At 53.5% G+C, this 24,932-nt stretch carries 19 protein-coding genes; 13 read left to right on the top strand and 6 right to left on the bottom strand.

Features of this window, described 5'->3' with window-relative positions; all coding sequences use genetic code 11:
• The first annotated feature begins 178 nt into the window (after window positions 1–178).
• Entirely contained in the window at window positions 179–2,470 is a 2,292-nt protein-coding gene (gene opgB / locus E6P06_RS07225) for a phosphatidylglycerol--membrane-oligosaccharide glycerophosphotransferase (protein WP_139935077.1), read from the top strand.
• Between the two features lie 43 nt (window positions 2,471–2,513).
• On the opposite strand, the gene E6P06_RS07220 is transcribed toward opgB, so the two are convergent.
• Both E6P06_RS07220 and E6P06_RS07215 read right to left on the bottom strand, forming a co-directional pair.
• On the bottom strand, window positions 2,514–3,959 hold the full coding sequence (locus E6P06_RS07220) for a tagaturonate reductase (RefSeq protein WP_139935076.1): 1,446 nt from the start codon (window positions 3,957–3,959) through the stop codon (window positions 2,514–2,516).
• A 13-nt stretch (window positions 3,960–3,972) separates the two neighbouring features.
• Window positions 3,973–4,995, bottom strand: a complete 1,023-nt coding sequence (locus tag E6P06_RS07215) for a zinc-binding alcohol dehydrogenase family protein (protein ID WP_003837229.1) — start codon at window positions 4,993–4,995, stop codon at window positions 3,973–3,975.
• Between the two features lie 136 nt (window positions 4,996–5,131).
• On the opposite strand from E6P06_RS07215, the gene E6P06_RS07210 reads away from it, so the two are divergent.
• From E6P06_RS07210 to E6P06_RS07200, 3 genes are all read left to right on the top strand, one after another.
• A complete protein-coding gene (locus E6P06_RS07210) occupies window positions 5,132–6,046 on the top strand; it encodes a GntR family transcriptional regulator (protein ID WP_003019148.1) in 915 nt (304 codons plus the stop codon).
• Between the two features lie 213 nt (window positions 6,047–6,259).
• On the top strand, window positions 6,260–7,621 hold the full coding sequence (locus E6P06_RS07205) for an MFS transporter (RefSeq protein WP_046670879.1): 1,362 nt from the start codon (window positions 6,260–6,262) through the stop codon (window positions 7,619–7,621).
• 52 nt (window positions 7,622–7,673) lie between these two features.
• Window positions 7,674–8,189 (top strand): GNAT family N-acetyltransferase, encoded by a 516-nt coding sequence (locus E6P06_RS07200; RefSeq protein ID WP_046670877.1) that lies wholly within the window; start codon window positions 7,674–7,676, stop codon window positions 8,187–8,189.
• 85 nt (window positions 8,190–8,274) lie between these two features.
• Here the strand turns inward: E6P06_RS07200 and tsr are convergent, their stop codons facing one another.
• Window positions 8,275–9,936, bottom strand: a complete 1,662-nt coding sequence (gene tsr / locus E6P06_RS07195) for a methyl-accepting chemotaxis protein (protein ID WP_003837223.1) — start codon at window positions 9,934–9,936, stop codon at window positions 8,275–8,277.
• A 248-nt stretch (window positions 9,937–10,184) separates the two neighbouring features.
• Between tsr and E6P06_RS07190 the strand changes: the two genes are divergently transcribed.
• From E6P06_RS07190 to symE, 9 genes are all read left to right on the top strand, one after another.
• Window positions 10,185–10,733, top strand: coding sequence for a hypothetical protein (locus E6P06_RS07190; RefSeq protein ID WP_003845610.1), 549 nt, complete (start codon window positions 10,185–10,187; stop codon window positions 10,731–10,733).
• A 242-nt stretch (window positions 10,734–10,975) separates the two neighbouring features.
• Entirely contained in the window at window positions 10,976–13,126 is a 2,151-nt protein-coding gene (gene btsT, locus E6P06_RS07185) for a pyruvate/proton symporter BtsT (RefSeq protein ID WP_003845609.1), read from the top strand.
• Between the two features lie 110 nt (window positions 13,127–13,236).
• Window positions 13,237–13,431, top strand: coding sequence for a YbdD/YjiX family protein (locus E6P06_RS07180; protein ID WP_003830038.1), 195 nt, complete (start codon window positions 13,237–13,239; stop codon window positions 13,429–13,431).
• A 12-nt stretch (window positions 13,432–13,443) separates the two neighbouring features.
• Window positions 13,444–14,400, top strand: coding sequence for a GTPase (yjiA, locus tag E6P06_RS07175; RefSeq protein ID WP_049016539.1), 957 nt, complete (start codon window positions 13,444–13,446; stop codon window positions 14,398–14,400).
• 183 nt (window positions 14,401–14,583) lie between these two features.
• Entirely contained in the window at window positions 14,584–15,750 is a 1,167-nt protein-coding gene (locus E6P06_RS07170) for a restriction endonuclease (RefSeq protein WP_139935075.1), read from the top strand.
• A 95-nt stretch (window positions 15,751–15,845) separates the two neighbouring features.
• Entirely contained in the window at window positions 15,846–18,275 is a 2,430-nt protein-coding gene (gene hsdR, locus E6P06_RS07165) for an EcoAI/FtnUII family type I restriction enzme subunit R (protein WP_139935074.1), read from the top strand.
• Between the two features lie 74 nt (window positions 18,276–18,349).
• The gene (locus E6P06_RS07160; RefSeq protein WP_139935073.1) at window positions 18,350–19,819 is read left to right on the top strand and encodes a type I restriction-modification system subunit M; all 1,470 of its coding nucleotides are present in this window, start codon (window positions 18,350–18,352) and stop codon (window positions 19,817–19,819) included.
• On the top strand, window positions 19,819–21,582 hold the full coding sequence (locus E6P06_RS07155; RefSeq protein ID WP_139935072.1) for a restriction endonuclease subunit S: 1,764 nt from the start codon (window positions 19,819–19,821) through the stop codon (window positions 21,580–21,582). The genes E6P06_RS07160 and E6P06_RS07155 overlap by 1 nt, the downstream gene beginning before the upstream one ends.
• Window positions 21,583–21,797: 215 nt before the next feature.
• Entirely contained in the window at window positions 21,798–22,142 is a 345-nt protein-coding gene (gene symE / locus E6P06_RS07150) for an endoribonuclease SymE (RefSeq protein WP_139935071.1), read from the top strand.
• A gap of 86 nt (window positions 22,143–22,228) precedes the next feature.
• Here symE and E6P06_RS07145 read toward each other — a convergent pair whose 3' ends face one another.
• From E6P06_RS07145 to E6P06_RS07135, 3 genes are read right to left on the bottom strand one after another with little or no spacing between them, the layout of a single operon-like run.
• On the bottom strand, window positions 22,229–23,293 hold the full coding sequence (locus tag E6P06_RS07145) for a DUF2955 domain-containing protein (protein ID WP_102190663.1): 1,065 nt from the start codon (window positions 23,291–23,293) through the stop codon (window positions 22,229–22,231).
• A complete protein-coding gene (locus E6P06_RS07140; protein ID WP_003837201.1) occupies window positions 23,283–24,350 on the bottom strand; it encodes an HlyD family secretion protein in 1,068 nt (355 codons plus the stop codon). The genes E6P06_RS07145 and E6P06_RS07140 overlap by 11 nt, the downstream gene beginning before the upstream one ends.
• 6 nt (window positions 24,351–24,356) lie before the next feature.
• Complete coding sequence (locus tag E6P06_RS07135; RefSeq protein ID WP_003019178.1) at window positions 24,357–24,821, bottom strand: MarR family winged helix-turn-helix transcriptional regulator; 465 nt, start codon at window positions 24,819–24,821, stop codon at window positions 24,357–24,359.
• Window positions 24,822–24,932: the final 111 nt, after the last annotated feature.

Below are 24,932 nucleotides of genomic sequence, written 5' to 3'. Positions count from 1 at the left end.
TTCACACGTTAAATAACCAGTAAATCCCCTGCAAAAAACACACATATCTAAACCAATTCTGAATAACAACGTAATTTAATGTCACTACAATTGCAGCAATATAACATCGCTATTACATTGTGCTTTCCCCTAATGATTAGCCTGCCAGGCATGTGCCCGGTTTATTGAGGATCGACCGTTGTCAGAATTAATCTCCATCACTCTGTTTCTCGCTTCAGTGCTGATTTACGCCTGGAAAGCGGGTCGCAACACCTGGTGGTTTGCCGCCACGTTAACGGTGCTGGGGATTTTTATTGTCCTGAATATCACGCTGTACGCCAGTGACTATTTCACCGGCGACGGGATCAATGACGCGGTACTCTACACGCTGACCAACAGCCTGACCGGCGCGGGGATTGGAAAATATATTTTGCCGGGGGTCGGCATCGCGCTGGCGCTGACGACGGTTTTTGTCGCGCTCGGTTGGATCCTGCGCCGCCGTCGCCATCACCCGCATCATGTGGGTTACAGTCTGCTGGCCCTGCTGCTGGCGCTAGCCTCCGTTGACGCCAGCCCGGCGTTTCACCAGATAACCGAACTGGTGAAGTCGCAGTCGCGCGATGGCGATCCGGATTTCACGACGTATTATAAAGAGCCATCGAAAACCATTCCCAACCCGAAGCTGAACCTGGTGTATATCTACGGCGAGAGCCTCGAGCGCACCTATTTTAATAATGACGCGTTCCCGGAGCTGACCCCGGAACTCGGCGCGTTAAAAAATGAAGGTCTGGATTTCAGCAATACCATGCAACTACCGGGTACTGATTACACCATCGCTGGCATGGTCGCCTCCCAGTGCGGTATTCCGCTGTTTGCGCCATTTGAAGGCAACGCCTCGGCGTCGGTCTCAAGTTTCTTCCCTAACAATATCTGTCTGGGCGACATCCTGAAAAACTCCGGCTATCAGAACTACTTTGTGCAGGGTGCCAACCTGCGCTTTGCCGGCAAAGACGTGTTCCTAAAATCTCACGGCTTTGACCATCTGTACGGTGCGGAAGAGTTAAAAAGCGTGGTGGCAGACCCGGCCTATCGTAACGACTGGGGCTTCTACGACGATACCGTGCTGGACGAAGCATGGAAAAAATTCGAAGAGCTTTCGCGCTCGGGCCAGCGTTTTTCACTGTTTACCCTGACCGTGGACACCCATCATCCGGATGGATTTATCTCACGTAGCTGCAACCGTAAACGTTATGACATCGACGGGAAGGCCAACCAGTCGTTCAGCGCGGTCAGCTGCAGCCAGGAAAACATTGCCGAATTTATCAATAAAATCAAAGCATCGCCGTGGTTTAAAGATACCGTTATCGTTGTTTCTTCCGATCATCTGGCGATGAACAACACCGCATGGAAGTATCTGAACAAGCAGGATCGTAACAACCTGTTCTTCGTGCTGCGCGGCGACCAACTGCAACAGGACACGCTGGCGGTAAAACGTAATACGATGGATAACGGCGCAACGGTACTGGATATTCTCGGCGGCGATAACTTTATCGGTCTTGGCCGTAGCAGCTTGTCGAGCGAATCCGTGTCGGAAGTATTCCTGAACATTAAAGAAAAAATGCTGGCGTGGAAGCCCGATATCATTCGCCTGTGGAATTTCCCGAAAGAGATGAAAGAGTTCACCGTCGACCAGGACAAAAATATGATCTCCTTCTCCGGCAGCCATTTCCGCCTGCCGTTGCTGCTGCGTGTATCGGACAAACGCGTCGAGCCGCTGCCGGAAAGCGAATACTCGGCCCCGCTGCGCTTCCAGCTGGCGGATTTCGCCCCGCGCGATAACTTTGTCTGGGTCGATCGCTGCTACAAAATGGCGCAACTGTGGGCGCCGGAGCTGGCGCTTTCTACCGACTGGTGCGTTTCACAGGGTCAGTTAGGCGGGCAGCAAATTGTGCAGCACGTCGACAAAGCCAAATGGAAAAGTAAAACCGTATTTAAAGATACGGTGATCGACATGGAGCGCTACAAAGGTAACGTCGATACGCTGAAAATTGTCGATAACGACATTCGCTACAAAGCAGATAGCTTCGTTTTCAACGTGGCGGGCGCGCCGGAAGAGGTGAAACAATTTAGCGGTATTTCACGCCCCGAATCCTGGGGACGCTGGTCCAATGCGCAGCTCAGCGAAGAAGTAACCATCGAATACAAAGCCCCGCTACCGAAGAAATTCGATCTGGTCATTACCGCGAAAGCCTTCGGCGACAACGCTAATCGCCCTATTCCCGTACGCGTTGGCAACGAGGAACAGACGCTGGTGTTAGGCCATGATGTCAGCACCACCACCTTGCATTTTGATAATCCGTCGGACGCCGATACGCTGGTTATTGTTCCACCCGATCCGGTCGCCACCAACGAGGGCAATATTCTCGGCCACTCGCCGCGTAAGCTGGGGATCGGGATGGTTGAAATCAAAATAGTGGCTGCTCAGGGATAAAAAAAACAGCGCCCAACACCACACCGGGCGCTGCATGGCAACCTTATTCCAGACCGTTCACCGCCTGGCGCATACCCTGCACCAGAATCATCTCCAGGTTGGCCGTCACCTGCCCGGCAAGCCCAGGTAACAACGTCAAATCCTCTCCCCAGTGCTCCGCATCGCCAAGCACTGCATCCACCAGTTCACGCAGCGTTAAATCATTGCCAACTCGCGGCCACAGGCTGGCATAGAGGCTTACCCACTGCTCATCATCCTGTATCGGATAGCGTTCCCCGTTACGCTCTGCGCGATAAAACGCCAGCAGCGCAGCGAGGGCAAACGTTAACCGCACTGGCCAGCGTCCATTTTGCTCACCCGCCAACAGTTGCGGCAAAATTCGGGTACGGAATTTAGTCATCCCGTTAAGCGCAATGGAAAGCAACTGGTGGCGAATGTAGGGGTTCTGAAAACGCCCGCTCACCGCGTCGGCAAATTCTCGCAGTTCGTCCGCCGGGAGATCCAACACCGGAATAATCTCCTCACTAATCGCCCGCTCGACAAAGCGGCGGATATCAGCATCCTGCATCGCCTCGCCAACGGTCTCCAACCCGCACAGCCACGCCACCGGCACCAGCGCCGTATGCGCGCCATTGAGAATAGCGACTTTGCGCTCTTTGTACGGTTTGATATCGCTCACTACACGGATATTCAGCGGACACTGCGCCAGCTTCAGCTCCTCAGCCAGCCACTGCGGCCCCTGGATCACAAACAGGTAAAAATGCTCCGCGGTATCGAGAAACGCATCGTGATAGCCAAGTGTAGCCTCCAGCGCTGCGGCTTCTTCGCGCGGGTAGCCGGTGACAATACGGTCAACCAGCGTGGAACAGAACGTGTTTGCCGTCTCCACCCAGTCGGCAAATGCCGGAGGAAGATGCCACTCCTGCGCATACCGCAGTACCAGGGTTTTGAGCGCCTCACCGTTATAGTCGATAAGCTCGCACGGAATAATTACCCAGCCCTTATCCACCGCGCCCTCAAAGTGGTTAAAGCGCTCCATCAGCAGGCGCGTCAGTTTGGCCGGAAAGCTCACCGGCGGCGCATCATCCACACAGTCTGCCGCGTGATAGCTAATTCCGGCTTCGGTAGTATTTGAAAACACAAAACGGATATCCGCATTGTGCGCCAGCGTCAGATACGCCGCGAAATCCTGGTACGGGTTGATTTCGTTATTCACCGACCGGATAAGCCGCGCCTCACTCACCGCCTCACCCTGCTCGTTTAGCCCGCGAATAAGCGTGGTATACAGCCCGTCCTGGGTATTCAGCGACGGCGGGAAATCGGTATTAATTGGCCGAACGATGGTCACGCCAGCGTTCAGATCGGTATGCTCGTTGAGGATATCCAGTTGCCAGTCGACAAACGCCCGCAGAAAGTTACCTTCTCCAAACTGGATCACACGCGTTGGGTAGCTGGCTCCCGGAAAATCACGTCGATTCAATGTTTTCATCCTGTTTTCCCTCTCAGAACGTGATCACGCCTTTAATCAGTTCACGGTTGTTGATCACATCCCGCTCGTAGATTTCAGCCAGTGTGGCAAACGCGTAACGGTGCGTAAGCATCATGTCGGCGGTCAATTTGCCTTCCGACATCAGGCGGCCCACTTTGGCGAAATCTTCCGGCGTGGCGTTGCGACTGCCCATCATGGTGGTCTCTTTCTTGTGGAACTCAGGGTCAGAGAACTGCAAATCGCCTTTAAACAACCCAACGAAAACGATGCTGCCGCCATGACGAATCAAATTCACCGTGTTATTCATAGCATGCTGATTCCCCGTGGCATCAATGACCTTTTGCGCCAGCGAACCGCCAAACTGAGCGCGCAGCTGCGCATCAAAATCTTCAGCGGATGGGTCGATAACCGGAAGTCCCAGGCGGGAAACCACATGGTCTCGGCGTGCGGGACTGGTATCGGCGACCACCACCTGTGCGCCATCGGCTTTGGCAATCGCTGCAGCCCCCAGGCCAATCGGACCAGCGCCGACCACCAGCACCTGCTCACCCGGCGCCACCGCCGCCCGGCGTACCGCATGCGCGCTGATGGCATAAGGCTCAATCAGCGCCGCCGCCTGCGGGTCAATCCCCTGCGCATCCAGCAGGTTGGTCACCGGAACGGACAAATATTCACTGAAACCGCCATCCTGGTGCACGCCAATTACTGAAATCTTCTCGCAGCAGTTGGTGCGTCCGCTCAGGCATGCCGGACACTGCTGGCAGGCCACGTAAGGAATAACCGCCACCTGCTGACCATTTTTCAGATTCTGTATATTCTTACCCAGCCCGACAATTTCCCCACATATTTCATGCCCTAATACACGTGGGTAGCTGAAAAAAGGTTGATTGCCACCCCAGGCATGAATATCGGTACCACAAATCCCTACCGATTTAATTTTTATTAATGCTTCGCTCTCACCCGGAATAGGTATTTCGCGTTCTTTCCAGACTAATTTTTTAGGTTCCTGGCAAATCAACGTATTCATCGTAGACATGATTCTGCTCTCCTGTTTTTTGTTGCCTCAGATATCAACGAAAATAAAAAAGACGGAGAAAGCAGAAACACAATCTGTGAATCCCAGCGCATAAAAATGTTTTAAATCGGGTTTTAATAGATGAAAAGGAGAAGCCATGAGCCGTTCGCAGAACTTACGCCACAATGTGATTAACCAGATTATCGATGATATGGCGCGTGGTCATATCCCTTCCCCTCTCCCGTCGCAAAGCGCATTAGCGGAGATGTACAACATCAGCCGCACCACTGTGCGTCATATGCTGAGCCACTTAGGCGAGTGCGGCGTTCTGACCCAGGTCGGCAGCCACTATGTTATCGTGCGTAAACCCGACCATGACGACGGTTTTGCCTGCACCACCGCCTCCATGACTGAGCAAAACAGGATTTTTGAGCAGGCGTTTTTCACCATGATCAACCAGCGCCAGCTGCGTGCAGGCGAGAGCTTCTCCGAACTGCAGCTTGCCAGAGCCGCGGGCGTCAGTCCGGTAGTCGTACGGGAATATCTTTTAAAATTCGAACGTTACAACCTGATCAAAAACGAAAAACGCGGTCAGTGGAGCATGAAGCAGTTCGATCAGGCCTATGCGGAGCAGCTGTTTGAACTCAGAGAAATGCTGGAAACCCATTCCCTGCAACATTTTCTCAATCTGCCCGACGATGACCCACGCTGGCTGCAAGCGAAAACGCTGCTGGAACGCCACCGGATCCTGCGCGACAGCATCGGCAGCAGCTTTCGTATGTTCTCGCAGTTAGACCGTGAGTTTCATGCCTTGCTGCTCTCTGCTGCCGATAATATATTTTTCAATCAATCACTTGAAATCATCTCCGTGATTTTCCACTTCCACTATCAGTGGGATGAGAGCGACCTCAAACAACGCAACATCATTGCCATCGATGAGCATATGACCATCCTCAGCGCGCTGATCTGCCGCAGCGACCTGGATGCCACCCTGGCGCTTTGTAACCATTTGAATTCAGCCAAACAATCAATGATTCGTTCCATCAACCAGAGTCATAGCGCCGCCCATTAAGTACCGATAAAAAATAGCAAATCATTACCGGGAGCACGATTTTATAAAAATAAAAACGCCTGAAAAATACCTCTTGCCTATGCTCACGCTAAGTCGACTGCATTAAAAACTTTTGTGAGCGGTGATGAGCAAATTGATTCATCACCGGTATTTTTTCAATACTGCACAGTCCTGCTGTGTGAAAAATAAATTATTGAGGTTCAGGAGTCCGGCGTGGAAAAAAATAATATTACCCTCGACCCGAGTTCTTCGTTTGGCACGTCATCATCTGCGGATATTAATGTTCCGCCTGAGGGCATGGTGCAACGCAGTAGCCGAATAAAACGTATTCAGACCACGGCAATGATTTTATTATTTTTTGCTGCGGTTATTAATTACCTCGACCGCAGTTCTCTGTCGGTCGCCAACTTAACGATTCGTGAAGAACTGGGGCTAAGCGCCACGCAAATCGGCGTGCTGCTGTCGGTATTTTCTCTCGCTTACGGTATTGCGCAATTGCCCTGCGGCCCGCTGCTGGATCGCAAAGGTCCGCGCATTATGTTGGGACTGGGGATGTTCTTCTGGTCGCTGTTTCAGGCAATGTCTGGCATGGTACACAGCTTCACCCAGTTTGTGTTGGTGCGTATCGGGATGGGGATCGGCGAAGCGCCAATGAACCCGTGCGGCGTAAAGGTCATCAACGACTGGTTTAACATCAAAGAGCGCGGCCGCCCGATGGGATTATTCAACGCCGCCTCCACCATCGGGGTTGCCATTAGCCCGCCGATTCTGGCTGCCATGATGCTGGTAATGGGCTGGCGCTGGATGTTCATCACCATTGGCGTGCTGGGTATTTTCCTCGCCATCGGCTGGTACATGCTGTATCGCAACCGCGAGCAAATTGAGCTGAGCGCCACGGAACAAGCGTACCTGAACGCTGGTAGCGTCAATGCCCGCCGCGATCCGCTGAGCTTTGCCGAATGGCGCAGCCTGTTTCGCAACCGTACCATGTGGGGCATGATGCTGGGCTTTAGCGGCATCAACTATACCGCATGGTTATACCTGGCCTGGCTGCCGGGCTACCTACAAACCTCCTACAACCTGGATTTAAAAAGCACCGGATTAATGGCGGCGATCCCGTTCCTGTTTGGCGCAGCCGGCATGTTGATTAACGGTTTTGTCACCGACTGGCTGGTAAAAGGCGGTATGGCGCCGATTAAGAGCCGTAAGATTTGTATAATCGCCGGGATGTTCTGCTCTGCAGCCTTCACCTTCGTTGTGCCGCAGGCCACAACGTCGATGGCCGCCGTGTTACTGATCGGTATGGCGCTGTTCTGCATCCACTTCGCCGGTACCTCGTGCTGGGGCCTGATCCACGTCGCCGTCGCCTCACGCATGACCGCTTCCGTGGGCAGTATCCAGAACTTTGCCAGCTTTATCTGCGCGTCGTTTGCGCCGATCGTCACCGGATTTATTGTTGATACCACCAACTCTTTCCGCCTGGCGCTGATCATCTGCGGCTGCGTCACCATGGCGGGGGCCCTTGCCTACATCTTCCTGGTTCGCCAGCCCATTAGCGATCCACGTAAAGATTAATCCTCCAGATGCCCGATAACACCGTGCTTATCGGGCATGTTATGCTCCTCGTATGAACATCACCTTACGCGCTACTACTCTGGCAGACGCAGCCGCTCTTCCCGCCATCGAACGATCTGCGGGGCAACGTTTTTTACAGATCCCGGAACTGGCGTGGATTGCTGATGACCAGATTATATCGGCTGCTCAGCATCAGGCATTTGCCGCCACTGGCTTGAGCTGGCTGGCGCAGACCGATGAGCATCCAGTCGGCTTTTTAGTCGCCGAAACGCTGGATTCATCGCTGTTTATTGCAGAACTGTCGCTGCATCAGGAGTGGCAGGGAAAAGGAATTGGCCGCCGATTAATTTGCTATGTTGCCGAACAGGCGCGCGAGAAAGGTTACACGTCGCTTACGCTGACCACCTTTCGCGATGTGCCGTGGAATGCGCCATGGTACGCGCGTCTGGGATTTGAAATGTTGGCTGAAGAGACGCTGCCTGCAAAGTTGCGCCAGAAAAGAGAAGAGGAAGCGGCGCATGGACTGGCGTATGAATCACGCTGCGCCATGCGCCTGATGTTGCGCTAATTGCCCGATGGCGGCTACGCCTTATCGGGCCTACGTAACATTCCCGTAGGCCGGATAAGCGATAGCGCCATCCGGCATCACAGTCTTAGAACGTTTCCCAGTTATCCCCGGCATCCGCTACCGCGGCTTTACGCGGCTGGACCGTTGAAACCGGTTTAGCGGCCGCAACGTCACGCGCGCGCTGTTGGTCATGCTGAATACGGAACACGGCAACGGCTTGAGTCAGGCGGCTGGCCTGCTCTTCCAGCGCGGCAGCGGCAGCGGCGGATTCTTCCACAAGCGAGGCGTTCTGCTGCGTCACACGATCCATCTCGGCAACGGCCAGACCAACCTGATCAATACCGCGGCTCTGTTCATCAGAAGCAGAGGCGATTTCACCCATGATATCGGTCACGCGGGTCACCGCATTGACGATCTCATCCATGGTTTCACCGGCGCTTTCAACCAGCGTTGAACCAACATCCACACGGCTGACCGAGTCTTCAATCAGGCTCTTAATCTCGCGCGCGGCCTGCGCACTACGCTGGGCCAGGTTACGTACTTCACCCGCAACCACCGCAAATCCACGGCCCTGCTCGCCCGCACGTGCGGCTTCTACCGCGGCGTTGAGTGCCAGAATATTGGTCTGGAAGGCAATGCCGTCGATGACGCTAATAATGTCGGCGATCTTCTGCGAACTGGAAGCGATATCACGCATGGTTTGTACCACGTTGTCCACCACTTTGCCGCCTTTCTGCGCGGTTTCCGACGCACTCAGCGCCAGATGGCTGGCCTGACGCGCGTTTTCGGCGTTCTGCTTCACGGTTGCCGTCAGTTGTTCCATGCTGGCTGCGGTTTCTTCCAGAGAGGCCGCCTGCTGTTCGGTACGGGAGGAGAGATCGTTATTGCCCATCGCAATCTCGCTGGCCCCGCTGTAAATTGCGTTGGCGCCGTTACGCACGTCACCCACGGTATTCATCAGCTCACCCTGCATGTGACGCAGGCTTTCCGCCAGTTGCCCAATCTCGTTGGAACCTTCCACCTCAATACGCTTCACCAAATCGCCGCTGGCGATATGACGAATGCTGTCGATCAGACGGTTCATTGGGGAGATAAGGGTCAGTTTGATACCAAACCACACCGCAATAATCGCCGCCAGTACGGTAATCAGCACGCAGATCAGCACCCACATCGCCTGGCTGTAAGAACTGTTGTTATCTTCCACCGCGATGTCATACAGGCGATCGTTCTGCTGCATATAACTCATATACTGCTTCTCAAAGCCATCCTGATAGCTCTGCGTCGGTTGATCAAAGAACGCGTTGATCTTCCCGTCACCCAGTAACTGGATCAGCTCCGCCAGCGCACCGTGATAGATGTCATAGGTGCGGTTGATCTCCTGGAAAGCGGCTTCGCTTTGGCGCGGATCGCGCGGGAGCGACTCGTAAATCGCCCAGTTTTTTTCCGTCAGCTTCAGCGCCGTACTCGCCACCTGCATCAGCTCGGCAACGGTCGCGCCGCTGCCGATATTGCTCTGATCCATCATGTAGCGAATGCCCGCCCGGTTCAGGGTGTTACGCGTTTGCAGCAGCTCAACCCAGGTAGCGTTCAGCGCAGACTGTTGCTGGCGAATGGTTTGCAGAACGGTAAAGTTCTCTTTGTCATTCTTAAGTGAGTTAAAAAACAAGCCGCCCGAGGCGAGCTGTAAAAGGCCAAACAGCGCCAATACCAGCAGTAAGCTGGTAACAATCTTCATACGTTTTAACATGTTTTCTCTTTCCGCTAGACAGATGTCAGAATTTTCGGCCTGGAAAGGGAAAACTTTATGGATATCGTTCGAAAAGCCGGTGTTCTGGCAATATCTCTCGCTGAAAAAAGCAGCAAACACACTCGGCACATACCACGCAAAAGTTGCCGTAGTGGCTTCCCCACCTTTTCAGAGGGCTTTTCATTTATACGCACTTCGATTACCAATGGAAGTCCTGTCACCCGTCTCTAAAACAAGGAAGTCCCTTTGTGAAAAAGAAATTTTTCGATTTATTATCTAATGCTGCTCCCTTCTTACTGCTGGGAGGCATTTTAGGATTAATGACCCCCATAGTGCCAAAGCTCCTTATCCCGGAGATTTCAGGCATCTTAATGGAGAGCATCGCACCTAAAAGCATCATGTTTCTGCTCATTATAGATGCGTTATTTACTGTAATTTTACTCAGGCTATGTGGTGTATTCGATTCAAAAAAAGAAAAATCTGCTTTTATCTATGAAAGATTTTTATTTAAATTCAATGAATTGGGAAAATCCATTACCGCAGCCACGTTTGGTACACTTTTCGGGCTTACGCTGGCAATGCTTCCCTATAGCGAATTTCGCATGGCGGGAGTCGGCCTATATTTTTCTGCGATGTTGATCGTGATATGGGCCCTATTTGACTTCCTGAGCCACATGAGTAAAAACGCGGTTGGCAAAACTGAACGATGTACCTTTTATACCGTGGTTATCGCCATTTTCGCCTACTACCTCTACCTTATAGCCACTCAAATACAGGCGTCCACTCCCGTCGCGTGAACCTCATACCGGTAATTATGTGATTTTAATCACATAATTACCGGTCTACCCCCCATATTAAAACCGCTCGCTGACACTTGGGACCGCTTAAGCTGACATACAACCGCTCACTTATTTACCTTACTTTACGCGCGTAATTCTCTGGCAAGATCCCCCCAACATAGCAGTCAATTTACCTCCTCAAACACAAGATCAAACCCACGCGGCTTCGGCCAATTATTAATTAGATACCAGGTTTTACTATGGATACGAAAAAGATATTCAAGCACATACCCTGGGTGATTCTCGGAATCATCGGTGCATTCTGCCTCTCGGTAGTGGCATTACGTCGGGGTGAGCACATCAGTGCCCTGTGGATCGTGGTCGCCTCAGTTTCTGTTTATCTGGTGGCTTATCGTTACTACAGTTTGTACATCGCCCAAAAGGTGATGAAACTTGACCCGACGCGCGCCACGCCGGCGGTCATCAACAATGATGGTCTGAACTACGTTCCAACCAACCGTAACGTCTTGTTTGGTCACCACTTTGCCGCTATCGCAGGTGCAGGTCCGCTGGTTGGGCCGGTACTGGCCGCGCAGATGGGCTACCTGCCTGGTACGCTGTGGCTGCTGGCGGGCGTAGTGTTGGCCGGTGCGGTACAGGACTTCATGGTGCTGTTTATCTCTTCTCGCCGTAACGGCGCATCTCTGGGTGAGATGATCAAAGAAGAGATGGGCCCGGTGCCGGGAACCATTGCGCTGTTCGGCTGCTTCTTAATCATGATCATCATCCTCGCGGTACTGGCGTTGATCGTGGTGAAAGCACTGGCTGAAAGCCCGTGGGGTGTGTTCACCGTCTGCTCAACCGTACCTATCGCGCTGTTCATGGGGATCTACATGCGATTCCTGCGCCCAGGACGCGTGGGCGAAGTGTCGGTGATTGGTATTGTGTTGCTGGTTGCCTCCATCTACTTCGGCGGCGTGATTGCGCACGACCCGTACTGGGGCCCGGCGCTGACCTTTAAAGACACCACCATTACCTTCACCCTGATCGGTTACGCGTTTATCTCTGCGCTGCTGCCGGTATGGCTGATCCTTGCCCCGCGCGACTATCTGGCTACCTTCCTGAAAATCGGCGTTATCGTCGGTCTGGCGGTGGGGATTGTTATTCTCAACCCGGAACTGAAAATGCCGGCGATGACCCAGTACGTTGATGGTACTGGCCCGCTGTGGAAAGGCGCTCTGTTCCCGTTCCTGTTCATCACCATCGCGTGTGGTGCGGTATCTGGCTTCCACGCGCTGATCGCTTCCGGTACTACACCGAAGCTGCTGGCCTGTGAAACCGACGCGCGTTTCATTGGTTACGGCGCGATGCTGATGGAATCCTTCGTGGCGATTATGGCGCTGGTTGCTGCGTCCATCATCGAACCGGGTCTGTACTTCGCAATGAACACCCCGCCTGCGGGCCTTGGCATCACCATGCCGAACCTGCATGAAATGAGCGGTGAGAACGCCCCGCTGATTATGGCGCAGTTGAAAGACGTTACCGCACACGCAGCGGCAACCGTCAGCTCCTGGGGTTTTGTGATTTCGCCTGAGCAGATCCTGCAAACCGCGAAAGACATCGGCGAGCCGTCTGTTCTGAACCGCGCAGGTGGCGCACCGACGCTGGCCGTTGGTATCGCCCACGTGTTCCATAAAGTGCTGCCGATGGCTGACATGGGCTTCTGGTACCACTTCGGTATCCTGTTCGAAGCGCTGTTCATCCTGACCGCACTGGACGCCGGTACCCGTTCTGGCCGCTTTATGCTGCAAGATTTACTGGGTAACTTCGTTCCGTTCCTGAAGAAAACCGACTCTCTGGTTGCGGGTATCATTGGTACTGCGGGCTGCGTAGGCCTGTGGGGTTACCTGCTGTATCAAGGTGTTGTTGACCCGCTGGGCGGCGTTAAGAGCCTGTGGCCGCTGTTCGGTATCTCTAACCAGATGCTGGCTGCCGTGGCGCTGGTTCTCGGCACCGTGGTGCTGGTTAAAATGCAACGCACCAAATACATCTGGGTTACCGTGGTTCCGGCAGTATGGCTGCTTATCTGCACCACCTGGGCGCTGGGTCTGAAACTATTCAGCACCAACCCGCAGATGGAAGGCTTCTTCTTCATGGCGAATCAGTACAAAGAGAAGATTGCTAACGGCGGCGAACTGACCGCACAGCAGATTGCCAATATGAACCATATCGTCATCAACAACTACACCAACGCAGGCCTGAGTATTCTGTTCCTGGTGGTGGTGTACAGCATCATTTTCTACGGGTTCCGTACCTGGCAGAAAGCCCGTACCATCAACGGTCGCTCTGATAAAGAGACACCGTATGTACCGGTGCCGGAAGGCGGCGTGAAAACCTCTTCACATCATTAAGCCGTAATTGCCGGATGGCGCTGCGCTCATCCGGCCTACAAAATGTGCAGTATGTAGGCCGGATAAGGCGCAAGCCGCCATCCGGCTTTATTCATTAACAGGACGGCAGAATGTTTGGTACTTTAGGTCAGGCAAAAAAATATCTCGGTCAGGCGGCAAAGATGCTGATTGGCATTCCGGACTACGACAACTACGTCGAGCACATGAAGACCAACCATCCCGATAAGCCGTACATGACCTACGAAGAATTCTTCCGCGAGCGCCAGGAAGCCCGCTACGGTAGCGGCGGAAGCAGTTGCTGTTAGAAGGAGAAGTGAATGACCCCGATTGCAGTTACCCTACTCACCGGTTTTCTTGGCGCGGGTAAAACCACCCTGCTGCGCCATATTCTCAACGAGCAGCACGGTTACAAGATTGCCGTTATCGAAAACGAATTCGGCGAAGTCTCGGTGGACGATCAGCTGATTGGCGATCGCGCAACACAGATCAAAACCCTGACCAACGGCTGCATCTGCTGCACCCGTTCGAGCGAACTGGAAGACGCGCTGCTCGATCTGCTCGACAACCTCGACAAAGGCACCATCAATTTCGACCGTCTGGTGATCGAATGCACCGGCATGGCCGATCCCGGCCCGATTATTCAGACCTTTTTCTCCCATGAAGTAATTTGCGAACGCTACCTGCTGGACGGCGTGATTGCGCTGGTTGACGCGGTGCATGCCGACGAGCAGATGAACCAGTTCACCATTGCCCAGTCTCAGGTGGGCTACGCCGACCGCATCCTGCTGACCAAAACCGACGTAGCAGGTGAAAGCGAAAAACTGCGTGAGCGCCTGGCGCGCATCAACGCCCGTGCCCCGGTGTATACCGTCACGCATGGCGATATCGACCTCTCTCTGCTGTTCGACACCAACGGTTTCATGCTGGAAGAGAACGTGGTCAGCACCAAACCGCGCTTCCACTTTATCGCCGACAAGCAAAACGATATCTCCTCGATCGTCGTCGAGCTGGATTACCCGGTGAACATCAGCGACGTGTCCCGAGTGATGGAAAATCTGCTGCTGGAATCCGCTGAGAAGCTGCTGCGCTACAAAGGTATGCTGTGGATTGAAGGCGAGCCAAATCGCCTACTGTTCCAGGGCGTCCAGCGCCTGTACAGCGCCGACTGGGACCGCCCGTGGGGCGACGAACAACCGTACAGCCAACTGGTGTTTATCGGTATTAATCTGCCGGAAGACGAGATCAGAGCCGCGTTTGCGGGGTTGAAGAAGTAATCCCCTGCTGAATTGCCCGGTGGCGCTACGCTTACCGGGCCTGGAAATCCTGCTCCTTGTAGGCCGGTTCAGGCGCAGCCGCCATCCGGCATGGGCAGTTTTCATTCCGATAAGTGATTCATCCCATGGAATTTTTCATCTGGTATGGCAAGCTATTGCCATTGCACTCGTTAAGGGACCAACGTGAAAAATTACAAAGTGATTACCCCGCTTTTTCCAACCTACGCCCAGGTAAAAGCGATGATGAAAGCCGTTTCAAGCTATTCCCTGAAAGCCGTGCGCGATATGATTACCGCCATTCACGAGCAAACAGGAACCCCGCAACAACCCGTTGACTGGTCAGAACCAGATCTGTGGATCAGCGAGCGCTTGTCAGGTGAAGATGCCGAAATCGCCCGCCGTATCTGGGATAGCGATAACCATATTCTGAACCCACGCCACAGCTACGGCTGCTATTTATTCCTCAACTACCCGCAGTTCGACCTGATGAAAAGCACGCCAGATGATGCCTGGCAACCCACTCCTCGTGGGCAACAATTTCTGCATGATGACGAAAAGACATTGCGTTCGCTTGACGATCAGGAAGGCATCCTGCAGCTTCTGGAACTACTGGCAGGCCGAGAAATGTCGCGTCGCGCGGATTTACTTCCCGAATGGCAAGCCTTTTTGCACCAGCACTCTAAATTCGCTTCTGCCAGTTCCGTTAAGAGCACGCTCTACTCTCGCCTCAATAACCTGATCGACCGCGAAATGGTTAACCGCGAAGGCATGAGCTATCGCATCACCGATGCCGGGCGAGCCTGGCTTGGCAAAGCGCTGCCGGCCCGAAAAAGCGATCCGCGTAAAGAACTTTTGGACGCCGTGAAGCGCTATAACGAACAACAAAAAGAGCTGCTACGCGAGCAAATCAGCACCATGAATCCGTACAAGTTTGAGCATCTGGTTGGGCAATTGCTGGAAGCGATGGGCTACGAGCAGGTTGAAGTGACCAAAGCCTCCGGCGATAAAGGCGTGGACGTGATTGGTCAGGTTCAGGTGGGCATCACCACCATCACCGAAGTCGTACAGGTGAAGAGGATGCAAAATACCATTACTCGCCCATACATCGATCAGTTGCGCGGCGCGCTTCCCTATCACAAAGCCATTCGCGGTACGCTGATCACCACCGGCAAGTTTGCCGCCAAATGCGCGGAAGCAGCACTGTTTCCGGGAGCCGCCCCTATCACGCTGATTGACGGCGATCGCCTGCTTGAAATGTTGATTGAAAATAACGTCGGGATTCGACGCAGCAATGCGGTCGAGCTGCTGGACGTGGATTTACAGCTGTTTGATGAGCTGGAGATTGAGTAACGTGCAAAGCGCGGTAGCAAAGCCATTTCTGTTCATGGCTTGCATAACAATATTGTGTAAAATCAGAGCAATCCCATTATCGGTAGAGAACGGACATGGCTGACCTGAACCTGAGTACCCTGACGGAAGCAGACATCATCACCAAACGCGTTATGCCCGCCATCCTTGATGCTGGCTGGAACGACACAACGCAAATCAGACAAGAGGTCAAACTCCGGGACGGTAAGGTCATCGTGCGCGGCAAAGTCGCGGCGCGTAGAACGGTGAAATCTGCCGATATCGTGCTGTATCACAAGCCGGGGATTCCACTGGCGGTCATTGAAGCCAAAGCCAACAAACACGAAATCGGCAAAGGGATGCAGCAAGGCATCGAGTACGCGCGCCTGTTGGACGTTCCTTTCGTCTTCGCCACTAACGGCGACGGTTTTATTTTCCGTGATGCCACGGCAACTGAAGGCGAGCTGCTCGAAAAACACATTACTCTGGATGAGTTTCCATCCCCAGCCGAACTTTGGCACAAGCTCTGCGTCTGGAAAAGCTACACCGAAGCTCAGCTCCCGGTGATTACTCAGGACTACTACGACGACGGCAGTGGCAAAGCACCGCGTTATTACCAGCTACAGGCCATCAACAAAACCATTGAAGCCGTCTCCGCCGGGCAGAACCGCGTTCTGCTGGTGATGGCGACCGGAACGGGAAAAACCTATACCGCCTTCCAGATTATCTGGCGCTTATGGAAAGCGAAAAGTAAGAAGCGGATCCTGTTCCTCGCCGATCGCAACATTCTGGTCGATCAGACCAAAAATAACGACTTCCTGCCGTTTGGCACGGCAATGACCAAGGTCACCGGGCGCACCATCGACCCGGCATTTGAAATCCACCTCGCGTTGTACCAGGCCATCACCGGCCCGGAAGAAGATCAAAAAGCCTTTAAACAGGTAGCGCCGGATTTCTTTGACCTGATTGTGATTGACGAATGCCATCGCGGCAGCGCTTCGGAAGACAGCGCGTGGCGCGAAATCCTCGACTACTTCAGCGCCGCCACGCAGATTGGCTTAACCGCCACGCCGAAAGAGACCCATGAAGTCTCCAGCACCGATTACTTCGGCGACCCGGTGTATATCTACTCGCTGAAAGAAGGTATCGAAGACGGCTTCCTTGCCCCATACAAAGTAGTGCGCGTCGACATCGACGTCGATCTCCAGGGCTGGCGCCCGACCAAAGGCCAGACGGATAAAAACGGCGAGCTGATCGACGACCGCATCTACAACCAGAAAGATTTTGACCGCACGATGGTGATTGATGAACGCACCGAACTGGTAGCGAAAACCATTACCGATTACCTCAAGCGCACCAACCCGATGGATAAAACCATCATCTTCTGTAACGACATCGATCACGCAGAGCGGATGCGCCGCGCGCTGGTCAACCTCAACCCGGAACAGGTCAAAAAGAACGACAAGTACGTGATGAAAATCACCGGCGATGACGACATTGGCAAAGCCCAACTGGATAACTTTATTAATCCCAAAAAGGCCTATCCGGTGATCGCCACTACCTCCGAACTGATGACCACCGGCGTGGATGCCAAAACCTGCAAACTGGTGGTGCTGGACCAAAACATTCAGTCGATGACCAAATTCAAGCAGATCATCGGCCGCGGCACCCGCATCGATGAACGCTACGGCAAGCTATGGTTCACCATCCTCGACTTCAAAAAGGCCACCGAGCTGTTCGCCGACGAACGCTTTGACGGCATCCCGGAAAAGGTGATGGACACCACGCCGGAAGATATCGCCGACCCGGACTCCGATTTTGAAGAGCAGTTCGATGAGCACGACGAAGAAGTTGAGGACGTTGTTACCGGTGCCGATGAAGATCCCGCGCCGTATACCGTTACCGGTACAGACGATGTCGGCCCGCTGCCGGAAGACGACGAGAACAAAGTGCGCAAGTTCCACGTCAACGGCGTGGCCGTCGGCGTGATCGCCCAGCGTGTGCAGTATTACGATGCCGACGGCAAGCTGGTCACCGAATCCTTCAAAGACTACACCCGCAAAACGCTGCTTAAAGAGTACGCCTCGCTGGATGATTTCACCCGCAAATGGCAGGACGCCGAGCGCAAACAGGCCATCATCAAGGAACTGGAGCAGCAGGGGATTATCTGGGAAGTGCTGGCGGAAGAGGTCGGTAAAGAGCTCGACCCGTTCGACATGCTGTGCCACGTGGTGTATGGTCAGCCGCCGTTAACCCGCAAAGAGCGGGCGGAGAACGTGCGCAAGCGCAACTACTTCACCAAATACTCCGACGCCGCGCAGGCGGTGCTGAATACGCTGCTGGATAAATACGCCGACGCGGGCGTGCAGGAAATAGAGAGTATTCAGGTGCTGAAGCTCAAGCCGTTCGACAGCATGGGTACGCTGCCGGAGATCATTAAAAGCGGATTCGGTGACCGTAACGGGTATAATCAGGCCATCAGCGAGCTGGAGAGCGAAATCTACCACTTACCGCCCCGCTCCGCGTAACCACTCCCCTTTTGCGCCTTCTGCTGCCACCGCGTCGCAGAGGGCCTTATTGTTAATGAAACATGGAACACATCATGTCAATCAGCTCAGTTATCAAGTCATTACAGGACATTATGCGCAAAGACGCCGGCGTGGACGGCGATGCGCAGCGCCTCGGCCAGCTCTCCTGGCTGCTGTTTCTGAAAATCTTTGACGCCCAGGAAGAGGCGCTGGAACTGGAGCAGGATAACTATCAGTATCCGATCCCGCAGCGCTACCTGTGGCGCACCTGGGCGGCAAACGCCGAGGGCATTACCGGCGATTCCCTGCTGGAGTTCGTCAACGACGATCTGTTCCCGGCGCTGAAAAACCTCACCGCATCTATCGATAAGAACCCGCGCGGCTTTGTGGTCAGACAGGCGTTCAGCGATGCCTATAACTACATGAAAAACGGCACCCTGCTGCGTCAGGTGATCAACAAGCTCAACGAAATCGACTTCACCAGCGCCAGCGAACGCCACCTGTTCGGCGACATCTACGAACAGATCCTCAAAGATCTACAATCGGCGGGCAACGCCGGTGAGTTCTATACCCCGCGCGCCGTCACCCGTTTTATGGTCGATCGCGTCGATCCGAAGCTTGGCGAGTCGATTATGGACCCGGCCTGCGGCACCGGCGGCTTCCTCGCCTGCGCATTCGATCACGTAAAAAACAAATACGTACAGAGTGTGGCCGATCACCAGACGCTGCAACAGCAGATCCACGGCGTGGAGAAAAAGCAGCTCCCGCACCTGCTGGCGACCACCAATATGTTGCTGCACGGCATCGAAGTGCCGGTGCAAATCCGTCACGACAACACCCTCAACAAGCCGCTGTCGTCGTGGGATGAACAGCTGGATGTGATCGTCACCAACCCGCCGTTCGGCGGCACCGAAGAAGACGGCATCGAGAAGAACTTCCCGGCAGAGATGCAGACTCGCGAGACGGCGGATCTGTTTCTGCAACTGATTATTGAAGTGCTGGCGAAAAACGGCCGTGCGGCGGTGGTGCTGCCGGACGGTACGCTGTTTGGCGAAGGTGTGAAAACCAAGATCAAAAAGCTGCTCACCGAGGAGTGCAACCTGCACACCATCGTGCGCCTGCCGAACGGTGTGTTTAACCCGTACACCGGCATTAAAACCAACCTGCTGTTCTTTACCAAAGGCCAGCCGACGAAAGACATCTGGTTCTACGAGCACCCGTACCCGGCGGGCGTGAAGAACTACAGCAAAACCAAACCGATGAAGTTTGAGGAATTCCAGGCCGAGATCGACTGGTGGGGCAACGAGGCCGACGGCTTCGCCAGCCGCGTCGAAAACGAGCAGGCGTGGAAGGTGAGCATCGACGAGGTGATTGCCCGCAACTTTAACCTCGATATCAAAAACCCGCACCAGGCGGAAACCGTCAGCCACGACCCGGATGAACTACTGGCGCAATATGCCAAGCAGCAGGAAGCAATCCAGACCCTGCGCCACCAGCTGCGCGATATCCTCGGCGCGGCGCTCTCCGGTAAGGAGGCCAACTAATGGCGGTAGAAAAACTGATTGTCGACCATATCGATACCTGGACCACGGCGCTGCAAACCCGCTCCACGGCAGGGCGCGGCAGCTCGGGCAAGATCGATCTGTACGGCATTAAGAAGCTGCGCGAGCTGATTCTGGAGCTGGCGGTGCGCGGCAAGCTGGTGCCGCAGGATCCGAACGATGAACCGGCGTCGGAACTGCTCAAACGCATTGCGGCGGAAAAGGCCGAGCTGGTGAAACAGGGGAAAATTAAGAAGCCCAAGCCGCTGCCGGAGATTAGCGAGGAGGAGAAGCCGTTTGAGCTACCGATGGGGTGGGAGTGGACGAGATTAGGATTTATTTCAAACTATGGTTTTTGTGATAAAGCAGAACCTGAAGACGTAACGCCTGAAACATGGATCCTTGAATTAGAGGATATAGAGAAAGTCACATCAAAGCTTCTCAATAAGGTAACTTTTGCAGAAAGACCATTTAAAAGCTCTAAGAATCGATTCTCACAAGGTGATGTACTTTATGGAAAATTACGTCCGTACCTGGATAAAGTGATCGTTGCTAATGAACCGGGTGTATGTACTACTGAAATTATCCCAATAACAAGCTATGGTAATATTTACCCAGAGTTCTTACGTCTATTGCTGAAAGCACCAAATTTCATTACTTACGCAAATAGCTCTACACATGGAATGAACTTGCCCAGGCTTGGTACAGAAAAAGCTCAGCATGCCGTCATCGAATTAGCTCCTATCCAGGAGCAACTGCGAATTGTTTCACGTGTTGATAAACTTATGTCCCTCTGCGACCAACTGGAACAGCACTCACTGACCAGTCTGGACGCGCATCAACAGCTGGTTGAAACCCTGCTAACCACGCTAACCGACAGCCAGAACGCCAATGAACTGGCCGAAAACTGGGCGCGTATCAACGAGCATTTCGACACGCTGTTTACCACCGAAGCCAGCATTGACGCCTTAAAACAGACCATTCTGCAACTGGCGGTGATGGGCAAACTGGTGCCGCAAAATCCGAACGACGAACCGGCCTCCGAACTACTCAAACGTATTGCGCAGGAAAAAGCGCAACTGGTGAAAGACGGGAAAATGAAAAAACAAAAACCGTTGCCACCGATTAGTGATGAGGAAAAACCGTTTGAACTGCCGGATGGATGGGAATGGTGTCGCCTAGGTTGTATTGGAAATCCAATGGATTCCGCCATCGTTGATGGCCCTTTTGGTTCATCAATAAATACAAAAATTGATTACATAGATAATGGATGTCCTGTAACAAGAATGGGAAATATTAGACCATTTGAATATATAAATGAAAACATGAAATATGTTACCCCAGAGAAACTCCATTTATTAAAACGGCATAATATTTTGCCGGGTGATGTTCTGATGGGCAAAGTTGGAAGTATTGGCAACGCTACTCTATACCCAGAATATATGCCTGAGGGTCTAATTGCCACTACAGGAGTGGCAAGATTTAGAGTCGGGAAAATAATAAACAATAAATTACTATGTTATAATATTAATGCTATGGCTCCGATGCTCAGAGCAATAGCATCAGAAGCAGTACAGCCATTTTTAAATATGAAAACTATAAATAACTGCATCATTGGACTTCCACCTTTTGACGAGCAGGAAAAGATCATTAATACTCTCGATAACTTATTCTTAATTTTTGAAAAAATAAAATCCCGTATTAAATCCGCCCAACAAACCCAGCTCCACCTGGCCGACGCCCTCACCGACGCCGCCATCAATTAACCCGCCCCCAGAAACCAATAAAGCGGCTAAATAGCCGCTTTATTCCCATCACCAGAAATAATCCATCCCCGCATCCACGCCGTTATTTTCATTCATTTTCAGCTGGACTTTCCTTCTTTTCCCTGATGATATATCCAGGTATTTTTCGCAAGACGCCCGTGCTGCAACACGAGCGCCTTGCTAATCACAATCCCTATTAACAAGGAATAGAGACCATGACTACCCCGCATTCTATTGCAGAATTCACCGATCCAGAAGTCTCCCCGGCAAATAATCGCCTGGGTACCGTCAGCTATGCGAGCCGTTATCCGGATTACACGCATGTTCCGGCAATTATTATGAAAGGCCAGTGGCTGGAAGCCGCCGGTTTTACCACCGGAACCCCATTCGATGTCAGAGTGATGCCAGGCTGCATTGTGCTGACGGCAAAACTGCCGGAGCCGGAAGAACCGGTGTTATTGCAGTCGCTGCGTCGGGTGTGCAAGCTGTCCGCGCGTAAGCAACAGCAGGTGCAGGAGTTTATCGACGTAATTTCAGCCAAGACACGCAGACAGGGATAATCCCCGCGCGCTGCGCTTACCGGGCCTACAAACCTTCTTCTGTAGGCCGGATAAGGCGCAGCCGCCATCCGGCACTGGCCCCCCACTCACTCGGTGATCACAAATCGTGTCGCCGCAAAGCAGTTCAAAACGCGGTGCACCAAAAATACCATCGTTAACGTGGCCAGCAGCGCGACGGTAACGGAAGTGATGCGATAGAGATCGCTGAACACCAGGTCCTGATCCGGATGCAGGTTCTGGCCGAACATAATGCCGATGGTGGTGATACTGGCAAAACCCACGCCCGCACCGACTTTTTCCATCACGTGCAGGCGGGCGCTGAACGCCAGTCCAAGGCCAATCAGCGGCATCATCAGCACCATGTGGTTGCTGAAATCATACACCAGCAGTTGCACCAGCAGAATGTACAGACAAGCCAGAACCACGCCGACCACGCGCCAGAGAGAGCTCAACACCGCGCCGCGATAATGCATCGGAAACAGGATCAAAATGCCCGCCATCAGCGCCGACAGCGAATCGCTCAAGTCGCAAATCTGAAAGACCACAAAAATCATTGTCGCCACCGAACCAGAAAGCAGCGACTCGTGGCGAACCCGGGCGTCATCTTTCTCAATGCGCGGCGGCGGCTGGCGGGGTTCCACGTCCGGGATCAGATAATGCAGCAACGCGCTTAGCGCCACCGCCATGACGCAGGCTTCCATATTGGAGAACATCAGCGTATGCCAGTTGGTGGTGGGATAGCTCATAAAATTGAGCATCGTGCTCTGGCACACCACGCCCATTGAGCCGAACAGAAACAGCGGTCCTTTGCTCATCAAACGAAAACGCACCACGTACAGGCCAAATACCACCAGCGTCATAATCAGCGGCCATTGTGAGAGATAGCCGACAATCAGCACCATTTCGACGCAATTCACCGCCGCGCTGAACACAAACTGTTTGGCCACATGGCGGTTGAACACCGGTACCAGCGACAGCAGCATCAGCGGATAAACCACAAAGAACACGCCGTACTGCACGTTATAAAAGGTCGAGATACTCAGCGCGATTGTCCCGGCAACCGAGATACGCAGGGTCTGGCGAAAATCATTGGCGGTGTAGACAATATTCCCGTGCGGCGTAAAGACGTGAGCCAGGGTGTTAATAGACATAATGCAGCCAGCTAACAAGGTGGATCTGCGCCCCGGCAAAAGTGCGAGCGAACATCCCTTCGCTGTTATACAGCTGTACCGTGGCGCGCGCCCCGGTCGGTAACGGCGTGTCGAGCGGTTCGTTCAGCGCGACGTGAATACGCATACGCTGGGCGTCGCGCACCCAGCGGGTAGACTGTTCCGGTTGCGACAACTGGCCATTAACCTGCTCCTGACCCGCCAGAATACCGGCATCGCTGCTGGTGACGCGGGCAGAGAAAACCTTGCCCGGCATGGCGTCGAACACTACGGCGGCATCGGTATCCACCCGGGTGTGGCGCAGGCTTTTCTCGCGAAAGTCGGCCACGATATCGGTCTGGTGGCTGACCAGCGCCAGTAGCGGCGTGGCGGCGGTGGCATAAAGTCCGGGACTAAGCTGGAGATTGCTCACCGTACCGTCGGTCTGGGCATATACTTTGCTCCAGCCGAGGTTCAGTTGCGCCTCTTCCAGCGCGTTACGGTATTTTTGCAGCGTCACGTTGCGGTTTTCATCGCGCTCGCCGCGTTGGATCAGCAGGTTCTGAATACTGGCATTGAGCGCCGACACCGACTGCTCGCTGGTTTGCCAGGCGGTGCGCACCTTGTCGAGATCGGCTTGCGACACGTTCTGCATGGCGCTCAGGCGCTGATAGCGGTCAAAGGTGGTCTTGTCGTTCCGGGCGTTAAATTGCGCGGTGCGCAGGTTGGCACGCACAGAGGCGATCTGCGCATCCAGCTGTTGGTTGCTCAGCTTTGCCTGCTCAAGGGCGATTTGCGCAGCCTCGACCTTATTGATAAATGGCGTCGGATCCAGTTCGTACAGCAAGTCGCCCTTTTTCACCTGGCTATTGTTATGTACATGCACCTGCGAGACGTAGCCGGATACGCGTGAGGAAACAGGCGTTACCACGCGCATCACCGTGGAGTCCGGCGTCAGCGGGATCCAGATATCAGCAACGATAAACCAGGCGAATATAACCAGGAAAGCGGCAATACTCACCCTTACCCAACGGGCAAATTTTTGTTCTGGGGTCATCATAGTTTTTTAGTGTTGATTGTCTTCTTCGCGGATTGTCCGCAAATTGCAGGCAAGTTGATTTAAGGTCGAGCTGAAGGCGGCAAGCTCCGCTTCGGGGATGGTACACGTGACGCGATGTTGGTAGTTCTCAATCACCCGGTTTAGTTCTTCCAGCCTTGCGCGGCCTTGCTCGGTCAGCGTGAGCAGGCGAATGCGTTTGTCATAAGGCGATGTGGAACGCAGCAGATAGCCGTGCTTTTCCAGCTGTGAGAGAGTGCGCATCAGCGGCGGCAGTTCAATACCCTGCACCTCCGCCAGTTCACTGACCGAGACGTTGTCTCCCAGTTGATACAGCTGCATCAGTACCGTCCAGCTTGACTGCGTCAGGCCAGTGTCGGTAATGGCTGCATCAATAATGGCCCGCCACTGGCGCACCACCATTGCCATGCGCATCCCCATCGGACGGCGGGCAAACAGTTCATCTTCAGTCATGTATCCTTCCCCTCATCGCTGAGAAGAAAATAATACTTATCAGGGTAAGTATCAAGAAACACTGCATTCAGAAGCATGAATTGATAAATCTCATGAATACAAAAGAGGCCG

The organism is Citrobacter sp. CF971, from assembly GCF_006385635.1.
In the GTDB taxonomy this organism is placed as follows: domain Bacteria; phylum Pseudomonadota; class Gammaproteobacteria; order Enterobacterales; family Enterobacteriaceae; genus Citrobacter; species Citrobacter freundii.
The sequence above is the reverse complement of the archived record's forward strand: the minus strand, read 5'-3'. Positions and strand labels throughout refer to the sequence as shown.

Bases quoted from the DNA above. Each gene is read 5' to 3' on its own strand.
- E6P06_RS07220 (WP_139935076.1), bottom strand. From the start codon at position 3,959: ATGAAAACATTGAATCGACGTGATTTTCCGGGAGCCAGCTACCCAACG.
- E6P06_RS07215 (WP_003837229.1), bottom strand. From the start codon at position 4,995: ATGTCTACGATGAATACGTTGATTTGCCAGGAACCTAAAAAATTAGTC.
- E6P06_RS07210 (WP_003019148.1), top strand. From the start codon at position 5,132: ATGAGCCGTTCGCAGAACTTACGCCACAATGTGATTAACCAGATTATC.
- E6P06_RS07200 (WP_046670877.1), top strand. From the start codon at position 7,674: ATGAACATCACCTTACGCGCTACTACTCTGGCAGACGCAGCCGCTCTT.
- tsr (WP_003837223.1), bottom strand. From the start codon at position 9,936: ATGTTAAAACGTATGAAGATTGTTACCAGCTTACTGCTGGTATTGGCG.
- btsT (WP_003845609.1), top strand. From the start codon at position 10,976: ATGGATACGAAAAAGATATTCAAGCACATACCCTGGGTGATTCTCGGA.
- E6P06_RS07180 (WP_003830038.1), top strand. From the start codon at position 13,237: ATGTTTGGTACTTTAGGTCAGGCAAAAAAATATCTCGGTCAGGCGGCA.
- yjiA (WP_049016539.1), top strand. From the start codon at position 13,444: ATGACCCCGATTGCAGTTACCCTACTCACCGGTTTTCTTGGCGCGGGT.
- hsdR (WP_139935074.1), top strand. From the start codon at position 15,846: ATGGCTGACCTGAACCTGAGTACCCTGACGGAAGCAGACATCATCACC.
- E6P06_RS07160 (WP_139935073.1), top strand. From the start codon at position 18,350: ATGTCAATCAGCTCAGTTATCAAGTCATTACAGGACATTATGCGCAAA.
- E6P06_RS07155 (WP_139935072.1), top strand. From the start codon at position 19,819: ATGGCGGTAGAAAAACTGATTGTCGACCATATCGATACCTGGACCACG.
- symE (WP_139935071.1), top strand. From the start codon at position 21,798: ATGACTACCCCGCATTCTATTGCAGAATTCACCGATCCAGAAGTCTCC.
- E6P06_RS07145 (WP_102190663.1), bottom strand. From the start codon at position 23,293: ATGTCTATTAACACCCTGGCTCACGTCTTTACGCCGCACGGGAATATT.
- E6P06_RS07140 (WP_003837201.1), bottom strand. From the start codon at position 24,350: ATGATGACCCCAGAACAAAAATTTGCCCGTTGGGTAAGGGTGAGTATT.
- E6P06_RS07135 (WP_003019178.1), bottom strand. From the start codon at position 24,821: ATGACTGAAGATGAACTGTTTGCCCGCCGTCCGATGGGGATGCGCATG.